The following is a 16,270-nucleotide window of genomic DNA, read 5'->3' as shown; positions in this document are numbered from 1 at the left end:
CTGGAGACAGGGGGCGGGCCCTCCACCGTGCGCGTCACCGGCCGCCGTAGGCCGTGCTCATCCTCTGGTACATGGCCTCGGCCTCCCGGCCCAGCTGCGGACCGGCGAGCCAGGTGTTGTCGAGCGGGCCGATCGAGGTGTTGGAGACCAGCTTCGTCTCGCCGTCCACCACCCGGAACCAGCCGCCGCCGGACGAACCGCCGGTCATGGTGCAGCCGATGCGGTACATCGTCGGCAGTGACGGGCCCAGCGACAGCCGGCCGGGCCGGTCGACGCACTTGAACATCTCCAGGCCGTTGTACGGCGGCGCGGCCGGATAGCCCCAGGCGCCCATGCCGGACACCTCCGTCGCCGACGGTGCGGAGAAGTCCACCTCCAGCGCGGCGCCCACCGTCTCCTCGAGCGACTTGCCGCCCCGCTCCGGCTGCACATGCAGGACCGAGTAGTCGTGGGCGGCCCCGTCGCCGCCGTTCTCCGAACCGCCCTGGATCCACTCGTTCGAGGTCGACGCCCAGTCGGCCCACCAGGTGCCGTACGGGGCCATCTCGGTGGTCGTCGCGTCGGCCAGTTCCGTCTCGGACCTGCCGAGGTCGTTGTACGACGGAACGAAGGCGATGTTGCGGTACCAGCCGCCGCTGCCGCCGGCGTGCACGCAGTGGCCCGCCGTCCACACCAGGTTGGACCTGCCCGGGTGGTTCACGTCCTTGACGACGGTGCCGGAGCAGACCATCGAGCCCTCGGGCGAGTCGAAGAAGACCTTGCCGACCGGGGCGGCGTTCTCGTGATACGGCGTCCTCTCCGCCACGGCCTCCACGGGGGCCGGCGCCGGGTCGGTGGCGCCCCGGTCGGCGGTCGCGTCCTTGGCCGTGACGGTCTTGTCGGCCTCCTTCGCGGACTTCATCCGGTCCGGCCCCCACAGGCCCTCGATCACCGGGTTGACGAAGTCCCTGGCCTCACTGAGCCACTCGTCCTCGTCCCAGTCCTTCCAGCCGCCGTCCTTCCACTGGTCGACGTCGATGCCGTGCTCCTTGAGCCGGTCCGCGAGGTCGGCCGGGAGCCCACCGCCCTCACCGGCGCCCGTGCCGGCGGCCTGAGAGGTGCCCGGCCTGGCGTCGGCCTCGTCCTTCTCCGAGCCGCCGCAGGCGGTCGCGGTGAGCGTCAGGGCGGCCACCAGGCCGGTCGCGGCGAGTACGGTGCGTCGCCCGCGCCGGGGCGCGGCGGGTGCGGGTGCGGGTGCGGGTGCGGAACGCATGATGGAACGACCCCCGTCGGAACGTATGACTGTCATGGAAGACGCGGCGGGGTGCCGGAGACCGCCCGGCCCACCCCACCGTCCTGCTGGTTCAGCGTGCTGTCCGGGGCACGGTCACTGCCCGGCGAACTTGCCGCTCACCGCGTCGAAGACGCCCTTGGCCTCCTCGCCCAGCCGCGGTCCGGCGAGCCAGCCGGCCTTCACCGGGCCGATCGAGGTGTTGGACACCAGCGCCGGCTTGCCGTCGGAGCCGGTCGCGACCCAGCCGCCGCCGGACGAACCGCCGGTCATGGTGCAGCCGATGCGGTACATCGTCGGGTCGGCGGCGTTGATCGACAGCCGGCCGGGCTTGTCCTCGCACTGGAACAGCCGCTGCCCGTCGTAGGGCGGCGCGGCCGGGTAGCCGATCGCCTTCACGCTCTTGACCTCCGGCACGGCGGGCGCGGTGAAGTCCACCGGAAGCGCCGAGCCGACCGTCTCCTCCAGCGACCTGCCGTCGCCGCCCTTCTCCGGCGTCACATGGATGACGGCGTAGTCGTACGACGCCCCGTCACCGCCCGTCGAGCCGCCCTGCTCGATCCACTGGTCCGAGGTCTGCGCCCAGTCGCCCCACCAGACACCGTAGGGAGCGACCTCCTCCTTGGTCGGGTCCTGCAGTTCGTCGGCCGACCTGCCGGCGTCGTTGTACGACGGCACGAAGGCGATGTTGCGGTACCAGCCGCCCTTCTTGCCGGCGTGCACGCAGTGGCCCGCCGTCCACACCAGGTTGGACTTGCCGGGGTTCGCCGGGTCCTCCACGACGGTCGCCGAGCAGACCATCGTGCCCTCGGGGGAGTCGAAGAGCAGCTTGCCGGCGGTGGCGGCGTTGTCGTGGTACTTGGGCGCGACGGCCTGCGCCTCGACCGGCCGCGGCTCCGGGTCGGTCACGCCCTGGTCGCCCGAGATGTCGCTGTCGTCGACCGCCTGGTCGGGCTCCTCGGCGTCCCGCATCCGGTCCGGGTCCCACAGACCCTCGATGATCGGGTTGACGTAGTCCTGCGCCTCACGCAGCCAGTCGTCCTTGTTCCAGTTCTTCCAGGCGCCGTGCTTCCAGTCGTCGATGTCGATCCCGTGTTCCTTGAGCTTGTCCTTGATGCTGTCCGGGATCCGTATCGCGCCGTTGCCGTCGTCCGCGGCGGACGCGGAGGCCGAGGCGTCGCCGCTCGCCTCGGGGTCGCCGGAGTCGCACGCCGTGGCGGTGAGCGCGAGCGCCGAGACGAGCGCCACGGCGGCCACGGAGGAGGTTCCGCGCCGCCCGCGCCGGTGCTCGCGCGCGGTGAACGACGGCCGTATGGATCGCATGGTGTTGACTCCCCCTGCTGAGAACGAACGTGGTGCCGCGGTCGTGCCGCTCCCCCTGATCCCCGGTTCGTTTCCGGGACTTCCACGGAGCCGACGGCGACCTGGAACGGCATCACACACTATTCGTTCGCTGTGGGGGAGTTCCGACGGAACGGCAACGGTTCGGATACAGCCGCCTGACCTGGCACGCTGCACCGGTCCTTGGCCCGAGTGGCCGGAAGACCGCGCCGCGGTGCCGGACTGGACGACGAACCTCCCGCCCCCGCAAGGATCTTCGGGAACCCCGTAACCAGGTGCGCGGTCCGCGGTTGTTAGCGGTGGGGGGGGCCGCTGTCCGGGCGCGGTCCCCTGTGCCGGAGCGGCCCGACACGCCGCATCGCGTCCGGACGACGGGAGGTCGGGAAGCGGTGGCGGAATCCGTGTACGGAGGGTTTGCGCCCGGGGGTGCAGTCGGGGACGGGGTCATTGCCGGGAACGCCGGGGCGACCGCGGCGAACGCGCCCATGGGGAACGGGCTCGTGGGAAACGGGCTCATGGGCGAGGCGTCCGCGCGGGCGCGTGCCGTGCGAGAGGGCGCCCCGAAGCGCCAGCCGGCGCGCGAACTCGGGGCCCGCACCTATGCGCGAGCCCTTCCCGTCGTGCCGGTCAGGGCCCGGGGGCTCACCATCGAGGGCGCCGACGGCCGCCGTTACCTGGACTGCGTCTCGGGCGCCGGGACGCCGGCCCTGGGACACAACCACCCCGTCGTGCTGGAGGCCATCCGCAGCGTCCTCGACTCGGGCGCCCCCTTGCAGGTCATGAACCTCGCCACGCCCGTCGAGGACGCCTTCGTCACCGAGCTGCTGCGCACCCTGCCGCCCGGACTCGCCGACCACGCGCGCGTGCGGTTCTGCGGACCGACCGGCACGGAGCCGCTCGCCACCGCGGTCGGACTCGTCCGCGCGGCCACCGGGCGGACCCGCGTGATCGCCTTCACCGACGCCGGCCCCGGCGAGGTGCGCGACACCGGGCTCACGCTGCTGCCGTACCCGCGGGACCGGCACCGCCCGTTCGGCGCCGGCGGCGAGCACGGGGCCGAACCCGCCGCCCACTGGGCCGAGTCCGTCCTCGACGATCGCCGGTCGGGAGGGGAACCGCCCGCCGGGGTGATCCTTGAACCGGTCGGGAGCGGGGGCGGGGCGCCGCCGGAACCGGATGCCTGGGTCCGGAACATGCGCCGCGTCACGGCCGGACGCGCCGTCCCGCTGATCGCCGACGAGACCGAGACGGGCGTCGGCAGGACCGGTGCCTTCTGGGCGGTCGAGCACAGCGGCATCACCCCCGACGTGCTGGTTTTCTCCAAGGCGATCGGCGGCAGCCTGCCGCTGGCCGCGGTGGTCCACCGCGACGACCTGGACGCCGGGGAGCCAGGTGCCGGCACCTTCCGCGGAAACCAGCTCGCCCTTGCCGCGGGTGCGGCGACCCTCGCCCACGTCCGCGAGCACCGCCTCGCGGAGCACGCCGCCGCGCTGGGCGGCCGGATACTGGGCCGACTGCGCGCCCTGGCCGAGGAGTTCCCCTGCGTCGGCGAGGTGCGGGGGCGGGGCCTGATGGCCGGCATCGAGCTGCTGGCACCGGACGGCACACGCGACGCGTCCGCCCACGGCACCGCCGCCGCGGTCCAACGGGAGTGCCTGCGCCGCGGGTTGATCGTGGACATCGCCGGTCCGTGCGGGAACGTCGTACGCCTGCTGCCGCCGCTGATCGTCACCGAGGAACAGACGACGGCGGTACTGGAGCGGCTCGCCGACGCCGTCGAGACGGTGGACCGCCAGGCCGGCGCCCTCACACCGCCGGCCGGCTCGCCTACGCCGTGCTGACCTCGACCGTCCGGACACCACACGTGAAAGGGACCCGCGTTGCACACCAACTCCCACCCCGAACCAACACCGGCCACCGTCCCGACGCCTGGGCCTCCGGCGGTTCCGGTGGCTGGGTCATCGGCCGTTCCGGCGTCCGGCTCTCCGGTCGGCCTGGCGTTTGGGGGCGAGTCCGCGTCGGCAGGTGATGCCGCCCCGGCGCATGGGCCTGTCACCGACCCCGCCGGCGTATCGACGCTCGGGCCCGAGGCCGTCGGGGCGTCCGGGACTGTGGCCGTCCCGTCGGACGGACTTTCGCCCGCGCCGGTGTCTGGTGTGGCCTCGGTGCCTGGGCCCCGGTCGGCATCGGTGTCTGGTGGCGCCTCGGAGCCGGAGCCGCGGCCCCCATCGGCGGCTGCCGGTGACTCGGAGCCCGGGTCCGCGTCCGTGCCGGCGCCTGCTGCCGCCCCCGAAGCCGTGCCCGCGGAGGCCCCTGCCGCCACGCCGGGAGCCGTGCCGGCGTCGGTCGCCACCCCCTCCTCCGTTCCGGTGCCCGTACCGGCATCTGCCGTCGCCCCCGTGCACGAGCCGGCGTCCGTCGTGGAGCCCGCGGACGGGCCCGACCCCTACGCCGCCGCCCAGGCCGCCGGGGTGGAGAACCTGCTTCGCTGCTGGGCCCGCGAGACGGCCGTGCCCGAACCCGACGACGGTGTCCTCCACGTGCCGCTCCCGGCCAGTGGCACGGGTCTGTCCGTCCCCGTCCACTACTGGTCCCCGACCGGCCGGCACCGCTTCGGCACCCCGCGCCCGGCCGGCGCCCCCGCCTCCGCGCCGCCCGTGGACGCGGTCACGCTCGCCGCGCTGCTCGTGCGGGAGACGCCCGGCGCCCCGGGAACCGACGGACCCGACCTCGTCGCGCGCGTCGCCGACTCCGTCCGTCGTACCGCCGTATTCCTCCGCGACCGCGAGGAACAACCCGCTGCCGCTCCCGACCTCTTCCTCGCCGCCGAGCAGGCGCTCCTCCTCGGGCACCCGCTGCATCCCGCCCCGAAGAGCCGCGAGGGCCTCACGGAGGCGGAGGCGCGGCTGTACTCGCCCGAACTGCGCGGCTCCTTCCCGCTGCACTGGGTGGCCGTGGCCCCGTCCGTACTCGCCACCGACTCGGCCTGGACCGAACGGGGCCGACCGGTCACCGCACCCCGGCTCACCGCGCGCCTCGCCGGGGACGGGCCCGCGCCGCCGGACGGGTACGCGGTTGTGCCCCTGCACCCCTGGCAGTTCCGCGCCGTGTCGCACCGGCCGGAGACCGCCGCGCTGCTGGACGCCGGACTGCTCAGGGACCTCGGTCCGCAGGGCGCCCCCTGGCATCCCACATCCTCCTTGCGGACCGTCCACCGCACCGGCGCCCCCGCCATGCTCAAGCTCTCGCTCGCCCTGCACATCACCAACTCCCGGCGGGAGAACCTCCGCAAGGAACTCCACCGCGGAGTCGAGGTCCACCGTCTGCTGCGCACCGGACTGTCCCGTCAGTGGCGGGCCGCCCACCCGGGCTTCGACATCGTCCGCGACCCCGCCTGGCTCGCCGTCGACGGACCGGACGGCGGGCCCGTGCGCGGCCTCGACGTCGTCATCCGGCACAATCCCTTCCGGCCCTCGGACGACGTCTCCTGCGTGGCCGGCCTGGTCGCGCCGCAGCCGCTCCGGCGGGCGGACGGCCCGCGCTCGCGGTTGGCCGAGGTCGTCACACGGCTCGCCGGGCGGACCGGCCGCCCGCGCGCGGCCGTCGCCGCCGAGTGGTTCCTGCGCTACCTCCACCACGTCGTACGTCCCGTCCTGTGGCTGGACGCCCACGCGGGGATCGCCCTGGAGGCGCACCAGCAGAACACGCTCGTCCTGCTGGACGCCGACGGCTGGCCCGCCGGCGGCCGCTACCGCGACAACCAGGGCTACTACTTCCGCGAGTCCCGGCGTGCGGAACTCGACGCCCGGCTGCCCGGCATCGGCGAGCACAGCGACACGTTCGTCGCCGACGAGGTCACCGACGAGCGCTTCGCGTACTACCTCGCCGTCAACAACGTGTTCGGCCTCATCGGTGCCTTCGGCTCCCAGCGGCTCGCCGACGAACGGCTGCTGCTCGCGGCCTTCCGACGCTTCCTCGGCCGGCTCGCCTCGGGCCCCGCCCCGCTGCGCGGTCCGCTGCCGGAACTCCTCCTCGACTCGCCCGTACTGCGCTGCAAGGCCAACCTGCTGACCCGGCTGCACGGCCTGGACGAACTCGTCGGCCCTGTGGACACCCAGTCCGTCTACGTCACCGTCGCCAACCCGCTGCACGCCTGAGCAGGGCGCCGGGTCTCCTCCGGCCCTCTCCGTCTCCCGAAGGAGCGACACCGTGGCCTCCACCGACGCGAGCGCCGACGACACCGTGGACCTGCACCTGCCCGAGGAGTTCGGCGCCCTCTTCGGACAGCCGGGCAGCGACCCGCGGAGGACGGGGGAGAGGGGGGTGGCCGACGACCTGCTCGACCGTGTCGCCGACTGGGGCCCGGTCGCCACCCCCGCCGGCGTGTTCCACCTGGTGCCCGTCCACGTCGGACGGGACGTTCCGCTCATCGGCCGCTGGATGAACGACCCCGCCGTCGCCGCCTACTGGGAGCTGACCGGTCCGCCGAGCGTGACCGAGGCACACGTACGGGCACAGCTCGACGGCGACGGGCGCAGTGTGCCGTGCGTCGGGGTGCTGGAGGGGGTGCCCATGAGCTACTGGGAGATCTACCGGGCCGACCTCGACCCGCTGGCCCGCCACTGTCCCGTCCGGCCGCACGACACCGGCATCCACCTCCTGATCGGCGCCGGCACCGACCGTGGGCAGGGCATCGGGACCGCACTGATCGAGGCCGTCACCGACCTGGTCCTCGCCAGACGGCCCGCCTGCACACGGGTGCTCGCCGAACCCGACGTGCGCAACACGCCCTCCGTCGCCGCCTTCCTCGGCGCGGGGTTCCGTTTCGCCGCCGAGGTCGAACTGCCCGAAAAGCGGGCCGCCCTCATGATCCGGGAGCGGTCGCCGCGCGTGCCGTCGCCCTAGACACCCGCCGCCCCCTCGCTCACCGATCGTCCGCTCAAGCCCGCCCGCCGCCCAGGAGCCCTCTTGCCCCGGCCGTCCCCGCAGCCCGTCGCGGCCCTCCCGTCCCACGAACCCGACGTGCCCGCCCGTTTGTCGGTGCCGGGCCGTAGGGTGGTCGCGCTATGACGAAGCCCTCACTCCCCGAACTCCTGCACGCCGCCGTCACCGCCGTCGGCGGCACGGAGCGTCCCGGCCAGGTGGCCATGGCCGAAGCCGTCGAGGAAGCCATCGACGGCGGCTCCCATCTGCTGGTCCAGGCCGGCACCGGCACCGGAAAGTCGCTCGGTTATCTGGTGCCCGCGCTGGCGCACGGGGAGCGGGTCGTCGTGGCCACCGCGACCCTGGCCCTCCAGCGCCAGCTGGTCGAGCGCGACCTGCCCCGCACGGTCGACGCGCTCCACCCGCAGCTGCGCCGCCGCCCGGAGTTCGCGATGCTCAAGGGCAGGTCGAACTACCTGTGCCTGCACCGACTCCACGAGGGCGTCCCGCAGGACGAGGAGGAAGGCCTCTTCGACCAGTTCGAGGCCGCCGCCCCCACCAGCAGGATGGGTCAGGACCTGCTGCGGATGCGCGACTGGGCGGACGAGACCGAGACCGGTGACCGCGACGACCTCACGCCCGGTGTCTCCGACCGGGCCTGGTCGCAGGTGTCGGTGTCCTCCCGGGAGTGCCTTGGTGCCTCGAAGTGCGCCTACGGCGCCGAATGTTTCGCCGAGATGGCCAGGGAGCGTGCCAAGCTCTCCGAGGTCGTCGTCACCAATCACGCGCTGCTGGCGATCGACGCCATCGAGGGTGCCCCGGTCCTGCCGCAGCACGAGGTGCTGATCGTCGACGAGGCGCACGAGCTGGTCTCGCGGGTCACCGGGGCGGCCACCGGTGAGCTGACGCCCGGCCAGGTCAACCGGGCGGTCCGCCGCGCCGCGAAGCTGGCCAACGAGAAGGCCGCCGACCAGCTCCAGACGGCCGCCGAGGGCTTCGAGCGGCTCATGGAGCTGGCACTGCCGGGCCGCCTTGAGGAGGTCCCCGAGGACCTCGGGTACGCCCTGATGGCGCTGCGCGACGCCTGCCGTACGGTCATCTCGGCCATCGGGAGCACCCGGGACAAGTCCGTGCAGGACGAGGACGCGGTCCGCAAGCAGGCGCTGGCCTCCGTGGAGTCCGTGCACGACGTGGCGGAGCGCATCACGAACGGCTCCGAGTGGGACGTCGTCTGGTACGAACGGCACGACCGGTTCGGTGCCTCGCTGCGGGTCGCCCCCATGTCCGTCGCGGGCCTGCTGCGCGAGAAGCTCTTCACGGAGCGCTCGGTCGTCCTGACCTCCGCCACCCTGAAGCTGGGCGGCGACTTCAACGGCGTCGGAGCCTCCCTGGGCCTCGCCCCCGAGGGCACCGAGGGCGACGACGTGCCCCAGTGGAAGGGCATCGACGTCGGCTCGCCCTTCGACTACCGCAAGCAGGGCATCCTCTACATCGCCAAGCACCTGGCGCGTCCCGCCCGGGACGGCGACCGCGGTGACATGCTCGACGAGCTGACGGAGCTGATCCAGGCGGCGGGCGGCCGCACGCTCGGGCTGTTCTCCTCGATGCGCGCGGCCCAGCTGGCCGCCGACGAGCTGCGCTCCCGCATCCCGGAGTTCCCGATCCTCCTCCAGGGCGAGGAGACCCTCGGCGAGCTGATCAAGAACTTCGCCGCCGACCCGCGGACCTGCCTGTTCGGCACGCTGTCGCTCTGGCAGGGCGTCGACGTCCCCGGGCCGAGCTGTCAGCTGGTCGTCATGGACAAGATCCCGTTCCCGCGCCCCGACGACCCTCTGATGAGCGCCCGCCAGAAGGCGGTGGAGGAAGCCGGGGGCAACGGCTTCATGGCGGTCGCCGCCACCCATGCCGCGCTGCTGATGGCCCAGGGCGCGGGCCGGCTCGTACGGGCCTCGGGGGACCGCGGCGTGGTCGCCGTACTGGACCAGCGGCTGGCCACGGCCCGGTACGGGAGCTATCTGAAGGCGTCACTGCCCGATTTCTGGAGCACCACGGACCGCAACCAGGTCCGCAAGTCCCTCGCCGCGATCGACGCGAAGGCGAGGGAGACGGAAGGCGCCTGAGCGCCGACGCGCCGCTCGGTGATGAAGGGGCCCTGGACCGGTGGTGAGGGGCCCCTGGACCGGTGGTGAGGGCGCCCTCGGACAGCGCAGGGCCCCGGAACCGGCGCAGAGGTCCCGGGGCCCGGTCGGGGTCGGCGGGCCGCTGTCGCGACGTACCCGCCCGCCGTGGTGCTCAGACGCGGCGCAGTACGGCCACCACCTTGCCGAGGATGGTCGCGTCGTCACCGGGGATCGGCTCATACGCCGAGTTGTGCGGGAGGAGCCAGACATGGCCGTCCTCGCGCTTGAAGCGCTTGACGGTGGCCTCGCCGTCGAGCATCGCGGCCACGATGTCGCCGTTCTCGGCGACGGGCTGGCGGCGGACCGTGACCCAGTCGCCGTCGCAGATGGCAGCCTCGATCATCGAGTCGCCGACGACCTTGAGGACGAACAGCTCGCCGTCTCCGACCAGCTGCCGGGGCAGCGGGAAGACGTCCTCGACGGACTCCTCGGCGAGGATCGGACCACCGGCGGCGATGCGTCCCACCAGCGGGACGTACGACGCGGCCGGCTTGCCCGCGGTGTCCGTGGGCTGCACGGAGGCGGCCTGGTCGGAGCCGCGCACCTCGTAGGCGCGCGGGCGGTGCGGGTCGCGGCGCAGGAAGCCCTTGCGCTCCAGGGCCATCAGCTGGTGCGCGACCGAGGAGGTGCTGGAAAGCCCGACGGCCTGGCCGATCTCCCGCATCGACGGCGGGTATCCACGCCGCTGCACCGAGTCGCGGATGACCTCGATCACCCGGCGCTGGCGGTCGGTGAGTCCCGAGCTGTCGGCCCGGATGCCGGGAGGTCGGCCCGGCAGGGAGCGCTTGTGCCCCTCGGGATTCGCGGCGTCGTTCATCGCGTGCACCGGCTCAGGTCGGCCCTGGGGGCGGTCCTGGGCAGTGATGGTGGCACTGTCGGCGGTGGTGGTCACGTCGGCCCCTCTCGATGGTCTCCCTGCTGCACAACGGTAGTGGCTTTCGAAAGGTTGCGCCAAACACACGTTCGAGTGAAAAACCGCGAATCACTCGCCCGGATTGTGTGTCTGGGTGTATGGCTACCGCAGCGCCTGACAGACAAAAGGGCTCATTGCTGTACTCTTCACCGCCGTGGTGGCAACCTCGGGGAGGCCGCCCCAGTCTGCCATCCGGCGTCCCGTTCGACAGGGCGGGTCCCGCATCCCCCGCGGTAGTCCCACGCCCCCTCCCCGCCGTGCTCACCGTATCTCCGCATGCCCCCGGGCGATACGGCCGTGCGCGCGCGGGTGTGCGTGGCGCTGCCGCCGTCGCTCCGGCGTTCGATTCCGGTACGCACCGGCGCGACACGCGTGCAGGGCGTGAATGTGCGGGCCAATCCCCACATCTAGTGGTTGGATTGCGGCAGCAGCCCACAAGTTGTGGTCCCCCGGGTCTCGGAGCCCGCCGTGATCGCCTATGCTGGGGGCTGCTTCGAGGGGCCTGAAGGGCCTCACGAGGCCATTGAGTCTGCTGCGAGGAGGGTTCGGAGACCATGCACTGCCCCTTCTGCAGGCACCCCGACAGCCGTGTCGTCGACAGTCGTACGACCGACGACGGCACGTCGATCCGCAGGCGCCGCCAGTGCCCCGACTGCTCCCGTCGTTTCACGACCGTGGAGACGTGCTCGCTCATGGTGGTCAAGCGGTCCGGGGTCACCGAACCGTTCAGCCGCACCAAGGTCATCAACGGTGTGCGCAAGGCCTGCCAGGGCCGGCCCGTCACCGAGGACGCGCTCGCCCAGCTCGGCCAGCGGGTCGAGGAGGCGGTGCGGGCCACCGGGAGCGCCGAGCTGACCACCCACGACGTGGGGCTGGCCATACTCGGCCCGTTGCAGGAACTCGACCTCGTCGCCTATCTGCGGTTCGCCTCCGTCTACCGGGCGTTCGACTCGCTCGAGGACTTCGAGGCCGCGATCGCGGAACTCAGGGAGGCGACGGGGCGCCCCGGCCAGGACGGCGACGACGCCGCCGCGGGGGGCCGGGAGAACGACCGTGGGTCCACGGGGGCGGCACAGGTCCCCGAGCCCGCGGGCGCCGCCGACTGACCGGCGCGCCGGACCCGGGCCCGGGTGCCCGGGGGCGGCCGGACGGCGGCGAGCGACAAAGACCTGTCGCGGGCGATGCGAGTGATGCCCGCGACACCAGACAGAACACCGTGCCACGGGAACAATCGGGGCACTTCAGGGCGTTTTCGCCCGTACAGGGAGGCGGCATGACAGAGACGGCGAGCGGTCCGGCACGGAGTTCCCGCGCCAAGGGCACCAAGGCGGGCAAGGGACTCCGCGTCGAGCGCGTCCACACCACTCCCGGCGTCCATCCCTACGACGAGGTGGCGTGGGAGCGCCGTGACGTTGTCATGACCAACTGGCGCGACGGCTCGGTCAACTTCGAGCAGCGTGGCGTCGAGTTCCCCGAGTTCTGGTCGGTGAACGCGGTCAACATCGTCACCAGCAAGTACTTCCGCGGTGCCGTGGGCACCCCGCAGCGCGAGGTGAGCCTCAAGCAGCTCATCGACCGCATCGTGAAGACGTACCGGAAGGCCGGTGAGGACAACAAGTACTTCGCCTCGCCCGCCGACGCCGAGATCTTCGAGCACGAGCTGGCCTACGCCCTCCTGCACCAGATCTTCAGCTTCAACAGCCCTGTCTGGTTCAACGTGGGTACGCCCCAGCCGCAGCAGGTCTCCGCCTGCTTCATCCTGTCCGTCGACGACTCCATGGAGTCGATCCTCGACTGGTACAAGGAAGAGGGCATGATCTTCAAGGGCGGCTCCGGCGCCGGCCTGAACCTCTCCCGGATCCGCTCCTCCAAGGAACTGCTGTCCTCCGGCGGCAACGCCTCCGGCCCGGTCTCCTTCATGCGCGGCGCCGACGCCTCCGCCGGCACGATCAAGTCCGGTGGCGCCACCCGCCGCGCCGCCAAGATGGTCATCCTCGACGTTGACCACCCCGACATCGAGGACTTCATCCAGACCAAGGTCAAGGAGGAGGAGAAGATCCGCGCCCTGCGCGACGCGGGCTTCGACATGGACCTGGGCGGCGACGACATCACGTCCGTCCAGTACCAGAACGCCAACAACTCGGTCCGTGTGAACGACACGTTCATGAAGGCCGTGCAGGACGGCGGCAAGTTCGGCCTGACGTCCCGCATGACCGGCGAGGTCATCGAGGAGGTCGACGCCAAGGCGCTCTTCCGCAGGATGGCCGAGGCCGCCTGGGCCTGCGCCGACCCGGGCATCCAGTACGACGACACCATCAACCAGTGGCACACCTGCCCGGAGTCCGGCCGTATCAACGGCTCGAACCCGTGCAGCGAGTACATGCACCTGGACAACACGTCGTGCAACCTCGCCTCGCTGAACCTGATGAAGTTCCTCAAGGACGACGGCAAGGGCCACCAGTCCTTCGACTCCGAGCGTTTCGCCAAGGTCGTCGAACTCGTCATCACCGCGATGGACATCTCCATCTGCTTCGCGGACTTCCCGACCCAGAAGATCGGCGAGAACACCCGCGCCTTCCGCCAGCTCGGCATCGGCTACGCCAACCTCGGCGCCCTGCTGATGGCGACCGGCCACGCGTACGACTCCGACGGCGGCCGCTCCCTGGCCGGCGCCATCACCTCCCTGATGACCGGCACGTCGTACCGGCGCTCCGCCGAACTCGCCGCGATCGTCGGCCCGTACGACGGCTACGCCCGCAACGCGCAGCCGCACCTGCGGGTCATGAAGCAGCACTCCGACGAGAACGCCAAGGCCGTCCGCGTGGACGACCTGGACACGCCGATCTGGGCCGCCGCCACCGAGGCCTGGCAGGACGTGCTGCGCCTCGGCGAGAAGAACGGGTTCCGTAACTCCCAGGCCTCCGTCATCGCCCCGACCGGCACCATCGGTCTGGCGATGTCCTGCGACACCACCGGCCTCGAACCCGACCTCGCCCTGGTCAAGTTCAAGAAGCTGGTCGGCGGCGGCTCGATGCAGATCGTCAACGGCACCGTCCCGCAGGCCCTGCGCCGCATGGGCTACCAGGAGGAGCAGATCGAGGCGATCGTCGCCCACATCGCCGAGAACGGCAATGTGATCGACGCCCCCGGCCTCAAGCAGGAGCACTACGAGGTCTTCGACTGCGCCATGGGCGAGCGCTCCATCTCCGCGATGGGCCACGTCCGCATGATGGCCGCGATCCAGCCGTGGATCTCCGGCGCCCTGTCCAAGACGGTCAACCTGCCGGAGTCGGCGACCGTCGAGGACGTTGAGGAGGTCTACTTCGAGGCCTGGAGGATGGGCGTCAAGGCGCTCGCCATCTACCGCGACAACTGCAAGGTCGGCCAGCCCCTCTCCGCCAAGACCAAGGAGAAGCCGAAGGCCGATGTGACGGAGAAGGCCGAGGCGACCATCCGCGAGGCGGTCGAGAAGGTCGTCGAGTACCGCCCGGTCCGCAAGCGCCTGCCGAAGGGCCGGCCCGGCATCACCACCTCCTTCACCGTGGGCGGCGCCGAGGGCTACATGACCGCCAACTCCTACCCGGACGACGGTCTCGGCGAGGTCTTCCTGAAGATGTCCAAGCAGGGCTCCACCCTCGCGGGCATGATGGACGCCTTCTCCATCGCCGTCTCGGTCGGCCTCCAGTACGGGGTGCCGCTGGAGACGTACGTCTCGAAGTTCACCAACATGCGCTTCGAGCCGGCCGGTATGACCGACGACCCGGACGTGCGGATGGCGCAGTCGATCGTCGACTACATCTTCCGCCGCCTTGCGCTGGACTTCCTGCCCTTCGAGACCCGCTCGGCACTCGGCATCCACTCCGCCGAGGAGCGTCAGCGCCACCTGGAGACGGGTTCGTACGAGCCGTCCGACGACGATGTCGACGTTGAGGGCCTGGCCCAGTCGGCGCCGCTCGCCCAGGAGCTGAAGGCCGTCGCCACGCCGAACGCCGGGGGCGAGGCCGCCAAGCCCGCCCCGCAGCAGGCGCACACCAGCGCCGAACTGGTGGAGATGCAACTGGGCATCCAGGCCGACGCCCCGCTGTGCTTCTCCTGCGGCACGAAGATGCAGCGCGCCGGTTCCTGCTACATCTGCGAGGGCTGCGGCTCGACCAGCGGGTGCAGCTGACACCCGGCAGGACTTGACCGTCCATGTGTAAGGGGTGCCCACCAATGGTGGGCACCCCTTACACATGCACCGATGAGATCAGGGCCGGCGTGCCGTGCCCATGGTGGCGGCGAACGTGGCCGGGTCGCCTTCGAAGCCGTGGACGCCGCCGTTGAACTGCCACGCCCCCGTCTCGTCCCGGACGAACTCCGCGACCGTCGCCGCGGTGGCGCCGAGAACGCCGCTGAAGTCGTCCGTGGCCAGGTCGGTGTAGCCCTCCCGGATGCGCAGGCCCGGGTTGGCCACGTCGGCGAAGGTCCGGTCCTCGGAGCGCTGCTGGATCGCTACGCCCACCACCACGCGCGCGTAGCGGGCGTTGAGCCGGTCCAGCTCCAGGATCATGACCTCGTCGAAACCGAAGCCCTTGCCGTCCTGGCTGTCCCGGTTGAGATAGATGGTGCCGTCGGGGGAGCGGCTGTCGAAGTGCACCACGTAGGAGGGAGCGCCGTACGGATCGTCCGCCGGATAGGTGCCGGCCACGACGTTGAGGTCGGTGGGTGGCTGCCCCGTCGGACTCGGGTCCCACCGCAGCGCGACCTCGACCTTGTCGATTCCCTTGTTGAGGCCGTTCACAGACTTCCCCTTCCCAGGTCCCAGGCCCTGCCCGGCCAGCTCAAGTGCCGGACGGTGACGGCCGGTTCTCCATCCTGCCACGCACAGCGACGCAGGTGCGGGTGGTCGGTCCCGCGGAAGCGACCGGTGCCACGTTCCTGGGCCTTACGATGGCGCCGTGCTGGTCAAGTGGATTCGCTGCACCGTGGTGGACCGTCGCGGTTTCGAGCGGGGGCAGCGAAAGTGGGCGGGGCTTCCGGGGGAGCCGGGTTTTCGGGGACAGGGGGGTGGCTGGAGCCGGGGGCGGCCGGACGTGGCGCACATCTTCGCCTTCTGGGAGAGCCGGACCTTCTACGACTCCTTCATGGCCCGCTCCCACGACCGGCTGGCCGCCACCCAGGCGGGCACCTTCAAGGACGCCCAGATCAGGCTCTTCGACTACCGGTTCGACGTGAAGACCGGATTCGAACCCCGCTTCACCGACGCCGACCTGCTGCGGGTGGCGCTCTGCCGCGTCCACGAGGAGCGGGCCGAGCACTACGTCCTCATGCAGGAGAAGGTCTGGAACCCCGCGATGGCCGGCTCACCCGGCATGGTGCGCGGGCTGTTCGGTGAGGCGCCGGGGAACGAGTACCTGGTGCTGTCCATGTGGCGCTCGGCCGCCGAGCACGGCAAGTACCGCACCGAGCGGGTGGAGAGGCTTGCCCTGCGCGCCCAGACGGAGGCCGACATCGCGGCGCTGACCGGGGACATCGTGGAGATGGAACCCTCGTGGACCGTGTGAGACGGGCACGGGCCCGCACCCTGCCGGATGTGGAAACCGTGTGATGTACGCCGTATGGGGCCGATACAAGTGCTCGATTCCGTCCGTCTCGATCTAGGGT

The 16,270-nt window shown here is 71.7% G+C and carries 11 protein-coding genes; 7 read left to right on the top strand and 4 right to left on the bottom strand.

Annotated elements, in window-relative coordinates:
• Positions 1 to 34: 34 nt before the first annotated feature.
• Together AC4IHM_RS07955 and AC4IHM_RS07950 are read right to left on the bottom strand one after the other, a co-directional pair.
• On the bottom strand, positions 35 to 1,252 hold the full coding sequence (locus tag AC4IHM_RS07955) for a trypsin-like serine peptidase (protein ID WP_490866385.1): 1,218 nt from the start codon (positions 1,250 to 1,252) through the stop codon (positions 35 to 37).
• 114 nt (positions 1,253 to 1,366) lie between these two features.
• Positions 1,367 to 2,593, bottom strand: a complete 1,227-nt coding sequence (locus tag AC4IHM_RS07950) for a trypsin-like serine peptidase (protein WP_490866384.1) — start codon at positions 2,591 to 2,593, stop codon at positions 1,367 to 1,369.
• Positions 2,594 to 3,096: 503 nt separating this feature from the next.
• Between AC4IHM_RS07950 and AC4IHM_RS07945 the strand changes: the two genes are divergently transcribed.
• From AC4IHM_RS07945 to AC4IHM_RS07930, 4 genes are all read left to right on the top strand, one after another.
• Complete coding sequence (locus AC4IHM_RS07945; RefSeq protein WP_490866383.1) at positions 3,097 to 4,452, top strand: aminotransferase class III-fold pyridoxal phosphate-dependent enzyme; 1,356 nt, start codon at positions 3,097 to 3,099, stop codon at positions 4,450 to 4,452.
• A 426-nt stretch (positions 4,453 to 4,878) separates the two neighbouring features.
• Positions 4,879 to 6,768 (top strand): IucA/IucC family protein, encoded by a 1,890-nt coding sequence (locus tag AC4IHM_RS07940; protein WP_490866382.1) that lies wholly within the window; start codon positions 4,879 to 4,881, stop codon positions 6,766 to 6,768.
• A gap of 52 nt (positions 6,769 to 6,820) precedes the next feature.
• On the top strand, positions 6,821 to 7,516 hold the full coding sequence (locus AC4IHM_RS07935) for a GNAT family N-acetyltransferase (RefSeq protein ID WP_490866381.1): 696 nt from the start codon (positions 6,821 to 6,823) through the stop codon (positions 7,514 to 7,516).
• Positions 7,517 to 7,677: 161 nt separating this feature from the next.
• Positions 7,678 to 9,654, top strand: coding sequence for an ATP-dependent DNA helicase (locus AC4IHM_RS07930; RefSeq protein WP_490866380.1), 1,977 nt, complete (start codon positions 7,678 to 7,680; stop codon positions 9,652 to 9,654).
• A gap of 172 nt (positions 9,655 to 9,826) precedes the next feature.
• Here the strand turns inward: AC4IHM_RS07930 and lexA are convergent, their stop codons facing one another.
• Positions 9,827 to 10,606 (bottom strand): transcriptional repressor LexA, encoded by a 780-nt coding sequence (lexA, locus tag AC4IHM_RS07925; protein ID WP_490866379.1) that lies wholly within the window; start codon positions 10,604 to 10,606, stop codon positions 9,827 to 9,829.
• Positions 10,607 to 11,181: 575 nt separating this feature from the next.
• On the opposite strand from lexA, the gene nrdR reads away from it, so the two are divergent.
• Complete coding sequence (nrdR, locus tag AC4IHM_RS07920) at positions 11,182 to 11,733, top strand: transcriptional regulator NrdR (RefSeq protein ID WP_490866378.1); 552 nt, start codon at positions 11,182 to 11,184, stop codon at positions 11,731 to 11,733.
• Positions 11,734 to 11,900: 167 nt separating this feature from the next.
• A complete protein-coding gene (locus tag AC4IHM_RS07915) occupies positions 11,901 to 14,795 on the top strand; it encodes a vitamin B12-dependent ribonucleotide reductase (RefSeq protein ID WP_490866377.1) in 2,895 nt (964 codons plus the stop codon).
• A gap of 78 nt (positions 14,796 to 14,873) precedes the next feature.
• Here AC4IHM_RS07915 and AC4IHM_RS07910 read toward each other — a convergent pair whose 3' ends face one another.
• Positions 14,874 to 15,407, bottom strand: a complete 534-nt coding sequence (locus AC4IHM_RS07910) for a TerD family protein (protein ID WP_490866376.1) — start codon at positions 15,405 to 15,407, stop codon at positions 14,874 to 14,876.
• A gap of 157 nt (positions 15,408 to 15,564) precedes the next feature.
• Between AC4IHM_RS07910 and AC4IHM_RS07905 the strand changes: the two genes are divergently transcribed.
• A complete protein-coding gene (locus AC4IHM_RS07905; protein WP_490866375.1) occupies positions 15,565 to 16,170 on the top strand; it encodes a YdbC family protein in 606 nt (201 codons plus the stop codon).
• Positions 16,171 to 16,270: the final 100 nt, after the last annotated feature.

The sequence above is a fragment of the Streptomyces sp. SL06 genome (genome assembly GCF_058244745.1).
The sequence above is the reverse complement of the archived record's forward strand: the minus strand, read 5'-3'. Positions and strand labels throughout refer to the sequence as shown.